The organism is Bacillus sp. FSL L8-0167, from assembly GCF_038630295.1.
Classification (GTDB): Bacteria; Bacillota; Bacilli; order Bacillales; family Bacillaceae; genus Bacillus; species Bacillus safensis.
The window spans coordinates 789,994-807,847 of record NZ_CP152027.1; the positions used below are offsets into that span (position 1 = coordinate 789,994).

General features: G+C 39.6%; 16 protein-coding genes. 11 read left to right on the top strand and 5 right to left on the bottom strand.

Going from position 1 to position 17,854, the window contains the following annotated elements; all coding sequences use genetic code 11:
- The first annotated feature begins 308 nt into the window (after positions 1–308).
- Positions 309–590 carry a hypothetical protein gene (locus tag MHB66_RS03900; protein ID WP_024425245.1) on the top strand — a complete coding sequence of 94 codons (282 nt, stop codon included), beginning with the start codon at positions 309–311 and terminating at the stop codon, positions 588–590.
- A gap of 53 nt (positions 591–643) precedes the next feature.
- Here the strand turns inward: MHB66_RS03900 and MHB66_RS03905 are convergent, their stop codons facing one another.
- Positions 644–2,152 (bottom strand): helix-turn-helix domain-containing protein, encoded by a 1,509-nt coding sequence (locus tag MHB66_RS03905; protein ID WP_046314289.1) that lies wholly within the window; start codon positions 2,150–2,152, stop codon positions 644–646.
- 710 nt (positions 2,153–2,862) lie between these two features.
- Here MHB66_RS03905 and MHB66_RS03910 point away from each other — a divergent pair.
- The 4 genes from MHB66_RS03910 (at position 2,863) to MHB66_RS03925 (ending at position 11,192) form a co-directional block, all read left to right on the top strand.
- Positions 2,863–9,018, top strand: a complete 6,156-nt coding sequence (locus MHB66_RS03910; RefSeq protein WP_342490572.1) for a SpaA isopeptide-forming pilin-related protein — start codon at positions 2,863–2,865, stop codon at positions 9,016–9,018.
- Positions 9,019–9,039: 21 nt separating this feature from the next.
- Positions 9,040–9,642, top strand: coding sequence for a class D sortase (locus MHB66_RS03915; RefSeq protein WP_046314346.1), 603 nt, complete (start codon positions 9,040–9,042; stop codon positions 9,640–9,642).
- The gene (locus MHB66_RS03920) at positions 9,635–9,961 is read left to right on the top strand and encodes a hypothetical protein (protein WP_046314293.1); all 327 of its coding nucleotides are present in this window, start codon (positions 9,635–9,637) and stop codon (positions 9,959–9,961) included. Before MHB66_RS03915 ends, MHB66_RS03920 begins: the two co-directional genes overlap by 8 nt.
- A gap of 418 nt (positions 9,962–10,379) precedes the next feature.
- Positions 10,380–11,192: a leucine-rich repeat domain-containing protein gene (locus MHB66_RS03925; RefSeq protein ID WP_046314295.1), complete on the top strand. Its 813-nt coding sequence runs from the start codon at positions 10,380–10,382 to the stop codon at positions 11,190–11,192.
- A gap of 93 nt (positions 11,193–11,285) precedes the next feature.
- Here MHB66_RS03925 and MHB66_RS03930 read toward each other — a convergent pair whose 3' ends face one another.
- From MHB66_RS03930 to MHB66_RS03940, 3 genes are all read right to left on the bottom strand, one after another.
- Positions 11,286–11,600 carry an SMR family transporter gene (locus MHB66_RS03930; protein WP_046314297.1) on the bottom strand — a complete coding sequence of 105 codons (315 nt, stop codon included), beginning with the start codon at positions 11,598–11,600 and terminating at the stop codon, positions 11,286–11,288.
- Positions 11,601–11,945, bottom strand: a complete 345-nt coding sequence (locus tag MHB66_RS03935; protein ID WP_034283735.1) for an SMR family transporter — start codon at positions 11,943–11,945, stop codon at positions 11,601–11,603.
- 81 nt (positions 11,946–12,026) lie between these two features.
- Positions 12,027–12,605 carry a TetR family transcriptional regulator gene (locus tag MHB66_RS03940; RefSeq protein WP_046314349.1) on the bottom strand — a complete coding sequence of 193 codons (579 nt, stop codon included), beginning with the start codon at positions 12,603–12,605 and terminating at the stop codon, positions 12,027–12,029.
- A 176-nt stretch (positions 12,606–12,781) separates the two neighbouring features.
- On the opposite strand from MHB66_RS03940, the gene MHB66_RS03945 reads away from it, so the two are divergent.
- From MHB66_RS03945 to MHB66_RS03960, 4 genes are all read left to right on the top strand, one after another.
- A complete protein-coding gene (locus MHB66_RS03945) occupies positions 12,782–13,327 on the top strand; it encodes a VanZ family protein (RefSeq protein ID WP_034283737.1) in 546 nt (181 codons plus the stop codon).
- A complete protein-coding gene (locus tag MHB66_RS03950) occupies positions 13,328–13,792 on the top strand; it encodes a DUF6884 domain-containing protein (protein WP_041116240.1) in 465 nt (154 codons plus the stop codon).
- A gap of 152 nt (positions 13,793–13,944) precedes the next feature.
- Positions 13,945–14,574 (top strand): rhamnogalacturonan acetylesterase, encoded by a 630-nt coding sequence (locus tag MHB66_RS03955; RefSeq protein WP_025093483.1) that lies wholly within the window; start codon positions 13,945–13,947, stop codon positions 14,572–14,574.
- Between the two features lie 154 nt (positions 14,575–14,728).
- Positions 14,729–15,769 (top strand): NAD(P)/FAD-dependent oxidoreductase, encoded by a 1,041-nt coding sequence (locus tag MHB66_RS03960; protein WP_034283741.1) that lies wholly within the window; start codon positions 14,729–14,731, stop codon positions 15,767–15,769.
- 68 nt (positions 15,770–15,837) lie between these two features.
- On the opposite strand, the gene MHB66_RS03965 is transcribed toward MHB66_RS03960, so the two are convergent.
- Positions 15,838–16,164: a YnfA family protein gene (locus MHB66_RS03965; protein WP_034283743.1), complete on the bottom strand. Its 327-nt coding sequence runs from the start codon at positions 16,162–16,164 to the stop codon at positions 15,838–15,840.
- A 357-nt stretch (positions 16,165–16,521) separates the two neighbouring features.
- Between MHB66_RS03965 and MHB66_RS03970 the strand changes: the two genes are divergently transcribed.
- On the top strand, positions 16,522–17,088 hold the full coding sequence (locus MHB66_RS03970; protein WP_034283744.1) for a sigma-70 family RNA polymerase sigma factor: 567 nt from the start codon (positions 16,522–16,524) through the stop codon (positions 17,086–17,088).
- The gene (locus MHB66_RS03975) at positions 17,085–17,831 is read left to right on the top strand and encodes an anti-sigma factor (RefSeq protein WP_046314299.1); all 747 of its coding nucleotides are present in this window, start codon (positions 17,085–17,087) and stop codon (positions 17,829–17,831) included. Before MHB66_RS03970 ends, MHB66_RS03975 begins: the two co-directional genes overlap by 4 nt.
- Positions 17,832–17,854: the final 23 nt, after the last annotated feature.

Here is a 17,854-nt window from a genome sequence, read left to right on the forward strand (position 1 = left end):
TTCTTTTTTGCCCATCTCCCTCTTTTTTGAAGAAAAATGGAATTTTGTAGAAGGAAGTTGTCGTTTCATCACGAAAGAAACAGATAAGAATATGATCATAGGTCCATCGGTTGGAATTCGTATTTCATATAGTAAACGTCATACATATTGAAAACCCATTGCAGTAAAGTTGATCTACAATCTTTTAGAGGAATTCGTGTCTCTAGTAGTAAGCGAAACTAGGCGGACTAAGATCATAGGATGAGTTGAACATGTTTGTTTTTAGGTAAGCTTAAAGCCATAAATAGAAGAAAGTGAGGATATCTACCTTGAGTACATTGGAAGTGTTTCGTCAGTTTTTGGTTGACCATTATCCTGCGTTACAAGATGAGCTTTGGCTGAAAGATGTTGATACCCTTCGAATCTCTCCTATTCTTCATCCCTTTCTGAAAAGCAAGCTGCCAGAAGGAATCGAAAAATTCACTTGTGTCCTATTCACGCAGCAGACAGATCAAACCGCTGCACCGCTCAAAGTCTACCTTTTATTAGATGAATATGAGCAATCGCTTTACGCCATTGATTTGATGAATGAACAAATAGCGCTTCATTAATACAGAAGCAAAAAAGCTGCTTGAGAGCTCCTCAGCAGCTTTTCTTGTGAATATTAGTTTGTCATATCAACCAATCTTGAGTGCAAGTTGTCCAATTCTTTCTTTGTTGGAAAAGAGCTGATCAGCAGCGTAGGCCGTCCTAGTTGATTAGGAAGCTCAGTATCGGTCACAATCATATCAATCCCAAGTCGATCCATTGTCAGTTCATTTAATGTATTTTCTGGACTTGTGAAAATATGAATGAGAGGAGGCAATCTTAATTTAATTAAATCTGCAATCAACAAACTATGATTATAACCTAATGTTGAAATGACAAAAATGTTCAACACGTTTCTCCGATCCATTTCCAAATGAACAAGCCCCCTCCAGTTAGAAGTAATGATTCGAATCAACTCTCGTTCATTTTTCACAAAAGAAGCAAGTATATCGTCTGTTTTTAACTCTTGGATGATATGAGTAATCCTCGAATAGAAGTAAGGAAGCTGTTTTTTTACCTCTGATAAATACCTCGATTTCTTTTTGAAAAGGAATCCATCTCTTACGGTAATTTCCCTAGAATACACATAATATTGGAGAAGAATCAGTGTCATCACCTTGCGATTAGCTATCTCTTGATGAAAAATCAACTCCAATTGATTGATAAAGGAATGAATAGCTTCGAAGAGGTGTGGTGTATGCGATTGAAAGAACGTCAATTTTTCTTCGACAGTTTCAATTGATTTATAATGGCCAATAGCTGGTTCAATCAACAGTAAAAAGACAAATTCGTGACGATCCAACGTAACACCAAAAGTGTCCTTTGTCATTTGGCAAACGTGTTCTTCCAAGTTTTTGATTTGATTATAGATACCTTTAGCTGTAGCTGTTTGTTTTTCCTTATCCATTGAGTACCTATAATTGCGTCGTATTGAAAAATTTTTCCTCACTCGGTGTATGGAAACGGCGAGCCATAGGCAAAATTTATCTATAGCCACATCAGGTAGATTGACTTCGAGCACCTGAAATAGCTTTTGTAAAAAATCAACTGCATCTTGCTTTTGAATATCATCGAATGGCCAAAGCCTGCTTCCATAGACTTCAAACAAAAATTCCACAAACAATTGACGAATCTCCTTTTCATTTCCATGGAACTGCATACTATCTGGTCGTAACTCAATGTCATACGAGATAAGAAGCGAATTGATTTTATGAATGGTGTTATACAATGTGGATCTACTGATATTCAGTGTGTCCATCCATTCATAGAAAGACCTGTTTTGTTCAAAGAAAACGCCGTCAATCAATCGAATTTCAATCGTATCTTTTAGAATTTCTTTGATATAGTAGTCGACTCGTATCGTCTGTGTATAACAAATGGATATGCCTTGTCTTGGCTTTATGTGGATTAACGGCTCTCCGTTCTCTGTTTGGAACGACTTCATTTGTTCTAAATCGCTTTGAATGGCACGAACCGAACCGATTTGTTCATTCGATATCTCTTGTAGGCTCCACCACTTGTCTTTTGATACAAGCAGTTTTAAAATTTTTATCCATCTCTTTGATTTATTATCAATGAGCTCCATTAAACAACTAACTCCTTCCCTTGGCTTGCCTCTATATTATGAAGTTCACTTAAAGAATATTTGATTTTCTAAATAGGCATAAAATGATTTTAATGTTTAGGCTATAAATCGTTTTGTCTTCACTTTTGATGATAAAAGAGAAAAAAATTAGACGAAAACAAATGTTAAGCGTTGATTCTCCATATTTTTCTTTTAAAAGGTGATAAATGAGCCATGAATCCTATAAAAATGGATCATTTTAGATATTTTGTTTATTTTTTTGCTGATGAAACGGTAAATGTAAGAATAAAACGCAGCAGCTTTTTGATTACCATATGAAAGGGAGTAGAAAGGAATGCGATTTATATAATGCTGAACTGACTCACCTTACATACGATATGATACATGCTTGTTTCATATGAACGAACCATATGTGAATACATGCTTATATATGCATGTACACATCGTTTATTGTTCATTCCAGTATAAATATAAAAATTCACATTTAATCTTTTCACGATCCTCTCACTATTCCCCATTTCTATAGACCCCAATCCATTTACTCAATCCACTACTCATGATGACCTTTCAAGCTCATGATTGATCAACTCATTTTATTCATAGGGTCTTAAGGTGCAATTTTTAGAAAATATTGATCAGAAGCGGGGTGATTGATCTGACAGTATACGAATGATTTTTTTATCGTTGTTGAAAATTAATTTTAGAAAAGGGTGGATGTATTGAAAAGAATATTGTCGCTGGCACTCATTACAGTGCTAGTCATACAGTCTAGTATATTAGGAATCTTGCCTTTAGCAGGGGCACAAGCAAAAGAAATTCAAGAAAACATTTATGGGGATATTGAGTTTGCTGATAGCGAAGGCAATAAGTTATCAAGCATGGAAGATCAGCAAGTAAGAAAGGCCACTGTACATTGGTCTATAAAAGGAATTGATCTAAAAAAACAATATCCGTATGGTCTCACTCTTCCTTCAGCCATCCAGGTAGAGAAGGAGCAGAAGGAACCCATTACTGTGGGTGACATACCTGTTGGCGAGTATACCGTTTCAAAACAAAATGAAGTGACGGTGAAATTTAAAGAAGATGTTGAGATCGATCCAAATTTAGAAGGATCAATTGACATCGATGTCACAAGTATAAATCAGCAAGAAGAGAAAACAAAGCAAAATAAGGGTGAAGAAAGCCTTCCAAAAGATGACTCAATCTCATCTGAGAAAGATAAAGCTTCTAACAATCAAGAAGCCGTTCAAACGAAACAAAACGATGAAGATGAATTACTAAAAAACAAAGTGAGCGTATCTAAGCGTGCAGGGCTGCAAAGTGTTTCAAAACAAATGCTGATACAAGAAAATCTCCTCACTGATGCGAAATTAATCTTTGAAGATCAGGAAGGAAATTCAGTTGAAAAGCCTGACATCAACTCGCTTATTTCCATTAACTATGAGTGGGCCATCCCGAATGGGCATAGCTATAATGGCGGGGATGAATTCCATTTCAAGGTTCCAGAGGAATTAGTGATTTACGAAAAAATCGATCGTCTTGAGATGAAATTTAATCAGGCAACCATTGGTTATTTTTCTGTAGATGAAAGCGGAAATGCCTCCATCGAGTTCACTGATTTTATTAAACAATATTCAAATATTCATGGAACACTTCAAGTGTGGACGCAATTAGATAAAAAAACTGTCATTACTGAAGAAAAAGAAGTGGTCATTACCCCGATTGAAGGAAAGGATAAAATATCAATCCCGATTCAATACATTCCAAATGGCCCAAATGTCTCTAAAAAGGGAGAACCAAATCGAACTTACAATGCTGAAACCATTCAATGGACAGTAGATTTTAATATGGATTTAGAAGATGTGAAACAAGCGAAACTGTTAGATCCGATTCAAGAAGGTCAGGCGTTGAAAAAAGATTCAATTAAGCTTTATCGTATTGATACAAAGCTAAATGGCGAAACATCGATTGGTCAGCTGCTTGACGAAAACCACTACACAATCGGCCAAACAGCAGATGGTCAAAATTTCACGATTGAATTTAAAGATGACGTTCATCTAGCTTACCGTTTAATGTATGAAACGGATATTACGAATCAGGATCAATCTGCATTTCGTAATAAAGCGTCCCTTGTTTCTGGTGATAAAGTGATCAGTTCAGCAGAAGGAACAGTGAATGTGACAAGAGGCAGTCCTTTAAATAAAAAAGCCGCTCACTACGATCCAGTCACACAAACAATTACATGGGAAATTCGATATAACTATAACGAAAAAAAGCTGGCTCAAAAGGACGCTTTGTTAGAAGACTACTTTAACGGCACACAGGCGCTGATTTCTGATTCATTTCAAGTCAAAGAAGTCACAATTGATCAAAATGGCAACGAAGCAGGGACTAAAGCGTTTGAAAATTATGTAGTTCAACCTCAAAAAAAGGATGAACAAAACGGGTTTACCTTGCAATTCAATCAAGATATTCAATCAGCTTATCTCATCACCTATCAAACGAAAGCAGCCGAGCGGATTTTTGAAGCTGAAGAGATTATCAATACTGTAACAGCTGGCAAAGAGAGCAAACAAGGGAAGCAAAGAATTGACCAGCAAATCCTAACGAAAAGTCATGGAACACCGAATTACAAGAACAAGACCATTCCATGGCGTATCACCTTCAACAAAGATCAACAAATGATGAACAATCTAATATTAAAAGATACGTTTACAAACGAAGGATTGACGCTGCAAAAAGATAGTTTAAAAGTAACGACAGGCAATTCAGTGCTTGAAGAAGGCACAGACTATCTAATAGTTGAACATGCAAATGGATTTGATATTCAATTTATGAAAGAAATAAACACAGAACATACCGTCACATATACAACGGCTTTTGATTATGAAAAAAGAGCAGATAAGGATCAAAAGAACCTGCGTAATCATGTAAAGCTTGAATGGGTAAATGAAGATGGCAAGGATTTGACGAAGGAAAATCAATCTATCTTCACGCCTGACACATACACGCAGTCAAATGGATTCAAGAACGGAACTTATGATGCAAAGAAAAAAGAGATCACATGGAATATCGGTGTGAACTATAACTTGAAACATTTAGAAGAGGCGAAAATCGAGGATTTCATTCAAGGAAATCAGCGTTTGCTTAAAGATTCAATCACCGTTTACTCGCTTGATTTACAAGGCGGGGAAAATGGAGCAGAAGAAAAAGAGGTATTAGCGAAAGAACATTATGACATCAAATTCCTTGAAAATGAAAAGGGAGAAACAGGCTTCGAAGTCATTTTCAAAAAAGCCATTGATTCCCCATACAAAATCACGTATCAAACAAGTGTTGAAGGAATGGATTTAGTACAGAAAACCTACGATAATAAGGCGACCCTTTATGATGGACAGACAAAAGAATCAGACGTGAATGCTGTAGTGTCCATTCCAAATGGAGGGAAATACACGAGCAAATCAGGAAATCAACAAGGGAAAGTCATTGATTGGAAACTGAATATCAACTTTGGTCAATCAACTGTCCAAGATGCGACGATTATAGATCATCCAAGCAGTAACCAAGCCATAATAGAAAACTCATTTCATCTCTATTCGACGACAATAGATGAAAAGGGGCAAGTGGCAAAAGGAGAAGAGCTGGAAAAAGGGAAGGATTATGAGCTAGACCTTGAATTCGATCCAGATTCTTTTCAAATTAAATTTAAAGAAGAAATCACGAGACCATATATTTTAGAATACCAATCTCTCATTTTAGATAAAGTGGGAAGTACACTTCAAAACGAAGTAACGTTTAGAGGTGAAAATGTAAAAGAAATCAAAAAGGAATCCGAAGCTTCAATTGTGGTGAAACGCACCGCTGGCATGGGAGATGGCACAGGATCGATTGGTGCTTTAACCGTTAAAAAGGTAGATGCGAGTAGTGGAAAAGCGCTAAAAGGAGCAAGCTTCTCTCTGACAGATGCTGCGAGTGGCATCGTCATTGGTACAAAGACAACAGATGAAGAAGGAGCTCTTCGATTTGATCGTCTTCTGTATGGTGATTATATCGTGACAGAAGAGAAAGCACCTGATGGTTATATTAAAACCAAGGAACCGATCCATGTCACGATTGATCAGCCTTACGAATCAGGAGATCAAGCGAAAACAGGAAATAGCATGACGGTGCAGAACCAAGAAATCCGCCAGCATGTCAAGTTAACGAAAAAAGACAAAGAGACGGGTGCAGCATTAGAGAATGCAGAATTTGAACTGAAAAATGAATCTGGAGAGACCGTCCAAACCGATTTGAAAACGGACGAAAAAGGAGAAATCCTTTTCAAACATCTTGAGCCAGGTTCCTATTATTTTGTTGAGACAAACGCACCGAAAGGCTATCAATTAAATCAGCAAAAATGGCCGTTCACCATTAAAGAAAATCAAACAGAAATAACGACTGTCACCGCAGTAAATGACATCATCAAAGGCTCAGCAGAATTGAGCAAAATAGGTGAAGGCGGAGAGCGACTAGAAGGTGCACAATTCAAGCTTTTAGATAAAGATGGGCAAGAGCTGCAAAAGTCGCTTGTCACAGGAGAAAATGGCAAAATCACGATAAACGAACTAAGGCCGGGTACGTATCAGCTCGTTGAAACAAAAGCACCAGATGGTTATGTATTAGATGAAACGCCAATCAAATTTGAAGTACCACTTGATCCAAAGGAACCAGTCGTCATTTCGCAAAAGAACCTATATGAGACAAGTGCATTAGAAGTGTTAAAAGAAGGGGAAGATGGCAAGAAGCTTCAAGGTGTTCGATTTGAAGTCTTGGATCAAAATGACAAAGTTGTGCGTAAAGATTTGACAACAGATGAAGATGGGAAGATTTTGGTCGACAACCTCAAACCGGGCAAATATCAGCTCGTGGAGACAGAGAGTGTTGATGGTTACCAAAAGAATAATAAACCTTATTCTTTTACCATCGAAATCGCACAAAAAACACCAGCAGAGATCAAAGTGATCAATGATCTCAAAACTGGATCTGTTCAGCTCACGAAGCTCGGTGAAAAGGATGATGATGTGCTTGAAGGAGCAGAATTTAAGCTTATAGATGCAAATGGAAAAGAGATAAAAACAGGTCTCGTCACTGATCAGAACGGGAAGATCATCGTCAACGATCTGAAACCTGGAACCTATCAGTTTGTTGAAACGAAGGCTCCATTCGGTCATGAGCTCGACGAAACACCTGTCACTTTTGCTATTCCATTTAATCCTGAGAAGCTGGTTAGTGTGACAAAAGAAAATAGCCGCACTACAGGCGGAGTGCTGCTGCACAAAAAAGGCGAAGATGGGAAATCATTAGAAGGAGTTGTCTTTGACCTATCTGATGCTAAAGGAAAGATAGTGGCAGGAGGAGAAGGGATTACAACCAATCAGGATGGAAAGATTACCTTCACAGGTTTAAAACCTGGAACCTATCAATTTGTTGAAAGAAAGAGTCTTGAAGGCTATGAATTGAGTACGAAACCACTTGCCTTTCAAGTTGAATTAGGTCAAAAAGAATTGATTCAAGTGGAGGCCATCAATCAGCTCAAGAAAGGTTCTGTAGAACTCACCAAAATAGGGGAAGAAAAAGAGAGATTGAAAGGCGCAGAATTTACCCTTTTCAATGACGATGGTAAAGAATTGATGTCAGGTTTAACAACCAATGAGAAAGGCATTATCAGTGTCAACGATTTGAAACCAGGCGCTTACCAATTGGTTGAAACGAAGGCTCCTTTTGGACATAAACTTGATGCAGAACCAGTAGACTTTAAGATTGATTTCAATCCTAAACAACTGGTGAAAGTGACAAAAGAAAATATTCGGACGACAAGTGCTGTGCAGCTTCAGAAAAAAGGAGAAGATGGTCAGTTGCTCAATGGAGTGACCTTCGATCTGCTTGATGAGCACGATCAACGTATAAAGAAAGACTTGAAGACAGATAAAAACGGTCAACTAACAGTCGATCAACTGAAGCCAGGCACCTATCGATTTGTCGAAACAGCAAGCATTGCCGGCTATGAATTGGATCAGACACCTGTCACCTTTACAATTCGATTAGGTCAAGACAAACCATCAAAAGTAGAAATGATTAACAAGCTGACGCCGGGAGCAGTGGAACTGACCAAAGTGGATGATGAGGGACATACGCTGGAAGATGCAGAGTTTGCTCTTCTGAGTAAAGAAGGAAAAACGTTGAAGAAATCACTTGTAACGGACCAAAAAGGCAAGCTTCACATCAACGATTTAAAACCGGGACAATATCAATTCGTTGAAACGAAAGCACCTCATGGCTATCAATTGGATCATCAGCCGATCCTATTCACAATTGAGAAAAATCAGCAGAAGCCGCTTCAATTAACAGCGAAGAATCACTTGATCTTAGGAAGTCTGCGTATCATAAAGGTAGACCAGCAGACAGATAGAACCTTAAAAGGGGCAGCCTTTGACATTCGTACAAAAGCCGGGAAAACCATAAAATCTGTGACAACAGGAAAAGACGGAGAAGCCATTGTCAAAGGGCTTAAACCTGGAGAGTATCTACTCACAGAGACGAAAGCACCGGATGGTTATGTAGCTTTAAAGAAACCGCTCGCTTTTACAATTCAAATGGGCGAAGTGGAGATCAAGACAATGATTGTGAAAAATGCACCAGTGAAGAATGAAGAGGACCACACGAATCCTCCAGCCTCAGATAAAGGGGATCAGCATCCGCCTCATGACTCAAACGGTGAGCTGCCAAAGACTGGTGAAGAATGGCTGCGTTATTTGATGTATGCAGGGATTTTACTAGTAGCTTCTGGAACTGTTCTTCTTGTTGTCAGAAGAAGAACCATTCAGTAAAAGGAAGGAACGAGTGTATTGATGAAAAAAAGAACCTTATTAGGCAGCTTTTTGGTGGTCACGGGGCTGATGCTCATCTCCGTTCCTTTTCTATATGAGTGGCGAACTTCTCAAGAGACAGCAGCAATGGAACAGGCATTAAAGATGATTAAAGAAAATGACAGTGATGCCCTTTCTTCTATTCCACATTTAACTGTGTCAGAAGAAGACCTGCGAGATGTGATGGAGCTAGAGATCCCGTCAATTGATTTAAACGAAAAAGTGCTTCCTGTTACATCAAAAGAAAATTTAGGTATAGCACTGACTCAAATTAAATCTCATCAAATGCCAGGTGAAGGGAATTTCACGATTGCAGGGCATAGAGGGTATAGAGGCGATCGTCTTTTCCGTCAGCTGCCAGAGGTGCCTAAAGGAGAAAAAGTTGTCTTACATCATCAAGCTGAAACATACGAATATAAAATTGTCAGCTCAGCTACGATTGAACCGACAGATGTGGATGTACTAAAGGATCGCGGGAAAAATGAACTGACATTGATCACTTGTACAATTGATGGTCAGAAACGATTTGTCTTAAAAGGAATACGAATCAACGCTTCAAAGGGTGAGCAGCCATCGGATGTATAACACCAACATAATAAATGATGGATGCGATGGAAAAGCAGCGCTCACGACCGATATGTTACACCAATTGTTATCAGAGCATTATCCAGCTTTAAAAAACGAACGTTGGGATGTTGATGTAGATACAATTCGGGCTTCGCCTATTCTCCACCCTTTATTAAAAAGAAAGCTGCCAGTTGGTATTGAAAAATTCACCTGTGTTTTGTTCGCGCAGCAGACAGCAGCTTTTGGAGAGCCTTTGATTGTGTACTTTTTATTGGATGAGAAAGGCGAATCGATTTACGCAATGGATTTCTTGCTTGAGCAGCAAGATACCCATTAAACGAGAAATAAAAAAGAGGCTTTGATGAACGGGTTCGATTTTAAGGTAGAAAAATAAAATCAGTCATATCATGAGGACTCTAATTCGGATAAGAATTAGAGTTCTTTTATTTATATATAGGCATTTTACTAACTTTATTATCTACTAAAATTAGCATATCAATTGGTAGAAGTCCGCTGCCTAGCAGATAGTCTCCAATGACTGCTCCATATTTTAGATGATAAAGATTTTATAAAATGGATTGAAAACAGAGGTCATAATCACGATTGACGACCAAAGAAGATCATCTAGTTTTTATCCCTTCCCCTGTTTCTTCAGAAGAAATATCAGAAAGTGCTAAAGATAATAATGTGTTGACTCCAAAATACTGATAAAATTTATTTAGATATTCCCTAATTATAGGTGTGGAGGTAGAAGAATGCTAACAGAAGACCCCCAATATATTTTTCATCATGATAAACGACCAGAAGTTGCTCATGATTTAGCAAATGTAGATGGAAATTCCACTGAGTTGTTAATCACAGGAAAAACAAAAAATATTGAAAGATTGAAATCTTTTTCTAATCTGACGAAATTGTGGATTTACAAAGTGAATCAAAAGGAATTCAATACGATCTTGAGCTTAGTTAATCCCAAAATGCTCTATATGCGTGAACTGAGAGTAGAAGATTTATCAATCATCAGTTCTCTTAAAGATGTTGAGGTATTGGCACTTGAATGGAATACAAAGGCACAAAGTTTATGGGATTTATCAAAAAACACTTTTTTAAAAACTTTATCCATAACAGATTTTTCAAAGTTGAATGACATAGCCCCTTTGCAGAAAAAAACTGATTTAGAATGGTTAGAATTGTCAGGCGGTCTTTTTAATTCATTAAACTTAAATACTCTTCAACCTTTAAGATACCTCAAGAATTTAACATATCTGTGTTTATCAAATATAAAAGTGAAGGACGAGTCTTTAGAGCCGATATCGGAATTAGTGGGACTCAAGGAACTTGAAATTTCGAACCAATTCCCGACAGAAGAATATGCCAGGTTATCCGTAACCCTCCCAAATACGAAGTGTGATCGTTTTGCGCCATACATCTTTTTATCAAGTCCTATTGTAGATAAAGATGTGATGGTGATTGGAAAGCGAAAACCGAAATTAAATTCAAAAGTTGATGGGGCAAAGCTGCAAAAATTCGAAGAACAATTTAAAGCGTACCAAGAAAAGTATATAAATTAACTTAAAAAGCAATGGAACATCAATTCCATTGCTTTTTCTATTGCTAATGTAATGGCTAATACCATCATAAATTTTTACTTTCTTGTGATTCAATTACGCAAACAACTTCAGCCCAACCACACCAATCACAATCAGCAGCAAGCTGAGTATACGAATCAAGTTTTTCGGCTCTTTAAATAGAATCATATTAAACAAGACAGAGCCCGCTGTTCCAAGTCCAATCCAAACCGTATAGGCAACGGAGACTTGAACGGAAGAAAACGAGGCGTATAAAAACAAAAAGGATAAGGCAAACCCGCCGACAAATAAAATGCCTGTCGTGAATTGCTTTTTCTTACTAAACATATTGAGGCCAATGGTGCCGCCGATTTCGCAGGCAGAGGCCAACAGTAGAAAAAACCAGCCCATTTATACCGCTTCTCCTTTCTGCTCATGTGCATCTCCATCAGACACTTTCAGTCCGATAATTCCGAGAATTAAAATGCCCATAAATAAGAGCTTTTCTAATGAAAACGAACCGCCAAACAGCGCATAATCCATCAAAGATGTACCAATCGTTCCAACTCCGGCAAACACGGCGTACACGGTCCCTGTCGGCAGCTTCTCGCAGGCCTTCATTAAAAAATAAAAATCAACTGGGATCAGGCAGATAATGACCGCCCATTCCCACACAGCATCAGCTCTATTTAAACCAAACACCCAAAGTAATTCGAATAAACAAGTGAGTGCAACATACATCCAGCTTTTTTTCATCGTATTTCCTCCTAAAACTTAAAAAATGACGATTCGTCATTTCGAAACCAAAAAAGAGCGTACAGCAAGTGCTGTACTAAGTTAAGGTGTCTCTAAGCCAAGTGCGTAAAGAAGAAATTGCTTCACCTCTCGCTTTTGAATCAGAACCTCTTCTGTATCTGTTTCCGTAAATAAGTACATTTGCTCAGCAGAAGATTCAAGTAAACCGATAATGAATTTGGCTGCATATTGACAGTTCAAATTCGCACGGACCCTTTTGTCCTGCTTTGCTTTTTCTAAAAAAGCAGCGACCCATTTGTAAATTGGCTCATAAATATCTTCCCATTCCTTTAAATGCTCGGTGGCGGCTAAGCCTGAGTAGGTCAGGGCAAGGACATCACGGTATTGCCTTGTAAAAGCGAAAATGAATTCAACAAGCGCATCTGCTTGATCGAGGACATCTGCATGCTGAGTTAATTCCTTTTCGATCGCAGGCACCATCTGTGCGATCAAATGTTCAGCGATAGCAGGCATGACGGAAAGCTTTGAAGGAAAATATAAATAAAACGTTCCTTGCGCTACTCCTGCTGCTTTCACAATATCCGAAATGGTCGTCTTTTCGATTCCTTTTTCTTTAAACGCATCAATCGCAGCAAGCATAATCTTTTCTCGTTTCGACATATCATCACCGGCCTTAACTGACTGAATGTCATTCAGTTTAGCGGGAAAATGACGATTTGTCAATATGGTTTTCTCTTCATTGAATGTGAGAATAAGTGATGAATAGATGCGGGCAAGCCTGAATAAGCTGTAAATATGGTCAAGCATCATCATGTGAGAAAGGGGCAGCTTTCTGTATGACATCCAGTGCTATGTTTTCCATTGCTTATTTTCTCCTGCTCGTCCCGCTCTATTTACATATGAGATACAGACAGGCAAAAAAGCACAATCGTTTTATTTATTTGCGGACAGAATTGGTTCTTGCCAGTCTGTTTATTTATACGAATGTTTTATTATATTTGACGGTCTTTCCAAATCGTTTTTCCGCCCCAAGAGATCAGGTGAGTGTTAATCTCTTGCCTTTGCAGTCCATTTATCAAAATCTTCACGCCTACCATCACGGCTATCCAAATCTTGTCTTTTTAAATTTAGCAGGCAACATATTGTTATTTGTACCACTCGGTTTTTTTCTATATCAAGCCTTCCGAACCATGCGCTGGCAAAAGGCGGTTCTTGGTGGCTTTCTCCTGTCAACCATGATCGAATTGCTCCAATGGATGTTCTCACAATCTGGTATCATTACAAGAAGCAGCGATATTGATGATATTCTTTTAAATACACTTGGCACAGCGCTAGGCTGTATCGTGTATCAGATCTATCGAAAAAGGAAGGAGAAAACCTGAGTGAAGCGAGTTTGTATCATTCCATGTGGCGCGAAGAAAATTTGGGACGTCGATCCAGAAGCAGGGAGCCAGCCGGCGAACCTCGTTTATTTAAGTCCGCTGCATCAGCGTACGAAAAGCTATGCCCAAACGTTTTTTTCAGACTGGATGATCTTATCAGCGAAGCACGGGTTCTTAAAGGCAGATGATATCATACATGAAAATTATGATGTTGCTTTTGGTACACCGCATGCTAAGCAGATCACACGAGAAGAACTGAGCCAGCAATTTCATCAAAAAAATCTTTTCGCATATGATGAATTGGTGGTACTAGGTGGAAAGAAATATCGAAAAGTGATCGACCCTTTATTACAGCCTCATCAAAAAGCAAATTATCCGCTGGCTCCATATAAAGGAATTGGCTACATGCTTCAGGCGTTACATCAAGCAGTGGAATCAAAAATAGAACTTCCGCCGCATATTTAACACATTCACATCTACCGGTAAGCAGGGTTTTGATCTTTAAAAAGAGAATAATTGAAATAGCGATGCTGATTGTTTCATATCTTTTCAGCAGCCACTAGGATGCCCGTATCGCTCGGGTGAAGTGGCTCAATGAAAAAGGGAGGCGTATGAACATGACAACCATCTATTTAGCTGGTGATTCGACCGTTTCATCATATCCAGATCGTCCTGTTCAAGGAGGATGGGGAGAGTTTTTACACCGCTATACAGCGCAAGGGGTGAACGTCGAGAACCGTGCCATTGGTGGAAGAAGCTCAAAAACATTCATTGAAGAAGGACGCCTTGATGACATATTGGCTGACATTCAGCCAGGAGACTGGCTTTTCACACAAATGGGGCACAATGATGCTTCCAAGGAAAAGCCTGAGCGGCATACAGATCCTTTCACGACGTATAAAAGCTACCTGTCTCAATATATTCATGGAGCAAGAGCAAAAGGGGCAACACCACTTTTACTCACGCCAGTCGGCCGTTTTCATGAAAAAGACGGAGAATTTATCAATGATTTTCCTGATTATTGTGCCGCTATGAAAGAATTAGCTGATGAAGAAGAAGTCCTTCTCGTTGATTTAAATACGGCAAGCCTTCAGTTTTATCAAATTTCTGGTATAGAGAAAACGACCTCTTACTTTATGCTGTCAACAGGAATTGAGGACCGCACGCACTTTACAAAAGAAGGCGCAGATGCGATTGCAAGACTTGTTTCTCTTGAATTAAAAGACCTTGGTTTAACCATTGTGTGATGGATGACAGGACGAGTGAGCGCTCGTCCTGTTCTTTTTTTGTAGAAAGCTATTGATTCCCTTCACTAGAGTAGACTACAATAGGTACATATGATAATGAGAATCAATATCGCTGAAAAATAGATCATTCGATGGAAAACTGGAGGGATCTCAAATGACAGATCAGCTTGAATTGTTTGACGTCACCATTATTGGCGGCGGTCCAGCAGGCATGTACACCGCCTTTTATAGTGGGATGCGGGACTTAAAGACGAAGGTACTTGAGTACAACGAAAGCCTTGGCGGGAAAATCCTTCTTTATCCTGAAAAGGTCATTTGGGATGTCGGCGGTTTGCCGCCAACAAGAGGAGAACAGCTGATACAGCAGCTGGAAACACAGGCGAAAACATTTGAACCAGAGATTGCACTGAATCAAAAAATCACGTCATTTGAGCGAGATGAACATAATCATATTTTGCTGACGGCTGAAAATGGTGATCGTCATTTGACAAAGACCCTCATATTAGCGATGGGTCACGGCATTCCAGTTCAGCGGAAACTTGAAATCGAGGATGCAGACCGCTATGAAGTGACAAACCTTTATTACACTGTCCAGGAGCTTAAGACATTTGCAGGGAAGCGGGTTGTGATTTCTGGAGGCGGCGACTCAGCGGTTGACTGGGCCAATGCTCTTGCACCGATTGCTGAAAGTGTCACCGTCGTGCATCGCCGTGACATGTTTGGCGGACATGAGAAAAACGTCGCCAACATGAAGGCAACTTGCAAACGAATTTTAACCCCGCATGAACTAACAGAGCTGCATGGTCAAGGCGACAAAATTGCTGCGGTCACCATTCAAAACATAGAGACAGGTGAAAAAGAACGAATCGAAACAGATGCTGTGATCGTCAATCACGGGATGAAAGGCGATTTAAGCGTGCTATCAGAATGGGGCCTCAAGCAAGGTGAATGGGGACTGATCGAGGTTAATGAAAAAATGGAAACCAATTTACCGGGCGTCTATGCGGTAGGCGACTTGTGTACACATAAAAGCAAGGTCCGCTTAATTGCCGGCACGTTTGTTGATGGAGTCAATGCACTGAATAGCGCGAAGCTTTACATCGAACCAGAAGCTGAAAAAGTGGCGTACGTTTCCTCTCATAACGAACGCTTTAAAGAGAAAAACAAAGAATTACAAACGGCTGGAGCTCGTTAAATCATTCAAATAACATAGCAAAAGTGCTGCCCGCATCGCATGTGGCAGCACTTTTTATAATGGGTCCATTAACTGCGAGGCGCAAATAACATCACACTGACTCCAGCCAAACAAATCAAAGCACCCATCCAGTCATATAGATCAGGTGTTTTTCGATCGACCCACCAGCCCCAGAATACAGCAAGAATGACAAAAACACCGCCATAGGCAGCATAAACCCGTCCGAAAGTCGGGAACTGCTGGAAGGTTGGAATGATGCCATATGCAACCAAGATGAGGCTGCCGGCGATTCCGAAGCTGACAGGCTTTGCTTCACGCAGCCAAAGCCATACCAAATAGCCGCCGCCAATTTCTGCTAAACCTGCTAATAAAAAAAGAACAATCGTCACCATCATATACGGACACTCCAATTTCTCCAATTTACACCCTATTATGACATGAGGAAAGAATGCGTTCTACCTCAATTGAATTGAGAGGGAGACGAGAGTTTGCTAAAATCAGCTGATCAGAGAGTGGTCACACATGGATTCTTGACTTTTGTACCACGAGTGATCCAAATGGTCTGTTATGTCGTAAAGTAAGTACATTCTCATGAGGAGCACACTTCCCTTTTTCAGCGCTCTTTTTTTCTCCTTGAAAAAAGAGTAAAGTACAAGGTAGGCTTATTTCAGTAAATCGAGTGATAAGCAATACGTGAAGGATTTCATGATGAATACGCATGCTCTTTCTCATGAAAAAGGAAGGAGATGACCATGGACACATTGCAAGATTTTGAGCTGTATCAAAAGATCAAATATGATCGTCACAAGCCCTCGCTTGAAGTGCTGTACGATCGCTATGAACGTGTGTTATATTCGTTTATTTATAAAATGACTGGCAACCGTGAGCTCGCGGAGGAAGTGCTTCAAGAGGTCTTCATCAAGCTCTGGCGCGGCATAGGAGAATATCATACGGATAAAGGGAAATTCTCCTCGTGGTTATTTATGATGTCACGCAACACGGCCATTGATCTCATAAGAAAGAACCGGAATGAAACGGCTTTGGAAGATGAGCAGATTGAATATTTAGCTGATCATCAAGAAGATATATCAAAAGAAGTAGAATGGAACGAGGAAAAACAAATCATACGTGAAGCAGTATCTACATTGTCAAAAGAACAGCAAACCATCATAGAAGATGTCTATTTTAAAGGGATGACACAAAAGAGCATCGCGGACAAGCTGGGCATCCCTATTGGTACGGTAAAAGGAAGGGTTCGATTGTCATTGAAGCATTTGCGATCGAAACTGTCTCGCGGAGGAAAGGAGGAAGAGGCATGACTCAGTGTAAACATCAAGTGATTGATTATTTCAACGGGCATTTACAAGGAGAAGAAAAAACGCAATTTGAAGAGCACATCAAGCACTGCTCAGCTTGCAAAGAAGAGCTTGAAGAATTAACATTGCTCATGTCTGACATTCCATTTCTAGCAGGTGACCAAACACCTCCGGCAGGGATGAAAGACCGTATTTTACCCCAGGTGTTTGAAGAAGAGACAGTCGAAGAAAAGAACAGCCATAAAAAAGAGCTCAAGGCTGCACCTGAGCCAAACGAAATCAAACCGCTGCAAAAGAAACGAAACCAGTGGCTCTTACCGCTCGTTGCGGCACTGCTTCTCATATCAGCAACTGGAAATGTGTATTTCTTATCGAATGGAAAAGAACAGGCGGAAGAACCTGTCAGGGTTGTTGCCACAAAATCATTGGCATCGGCCGCATCACCAAAAACGACAGGTGCTTTTTCAGTAATAGAGCATAACGGTAAAAAAGAACTTGTGGTGAGTGCAGACGGCTTAAAGGGTCAGCTTGAATCATCTGCTGTTTATCAAGTGTGGCTTATTAAAGGAGATCAGCCGGTTCCAGCCGGTGCCTTTAAAACAGATAACAAGGGGGAAGGAACCGTCACCTATGCGTTATCTGAAAAAGAAGCAGGCGAATCATGGGATACCGTGGCTGTTACACTTGAACCGAAAAAGGATAACAAGCTCCCGCAAGGCCCTGTCGTACTAAGCGCTGCTTTTTAAGTTTGATTCATGAAAAGGATGCC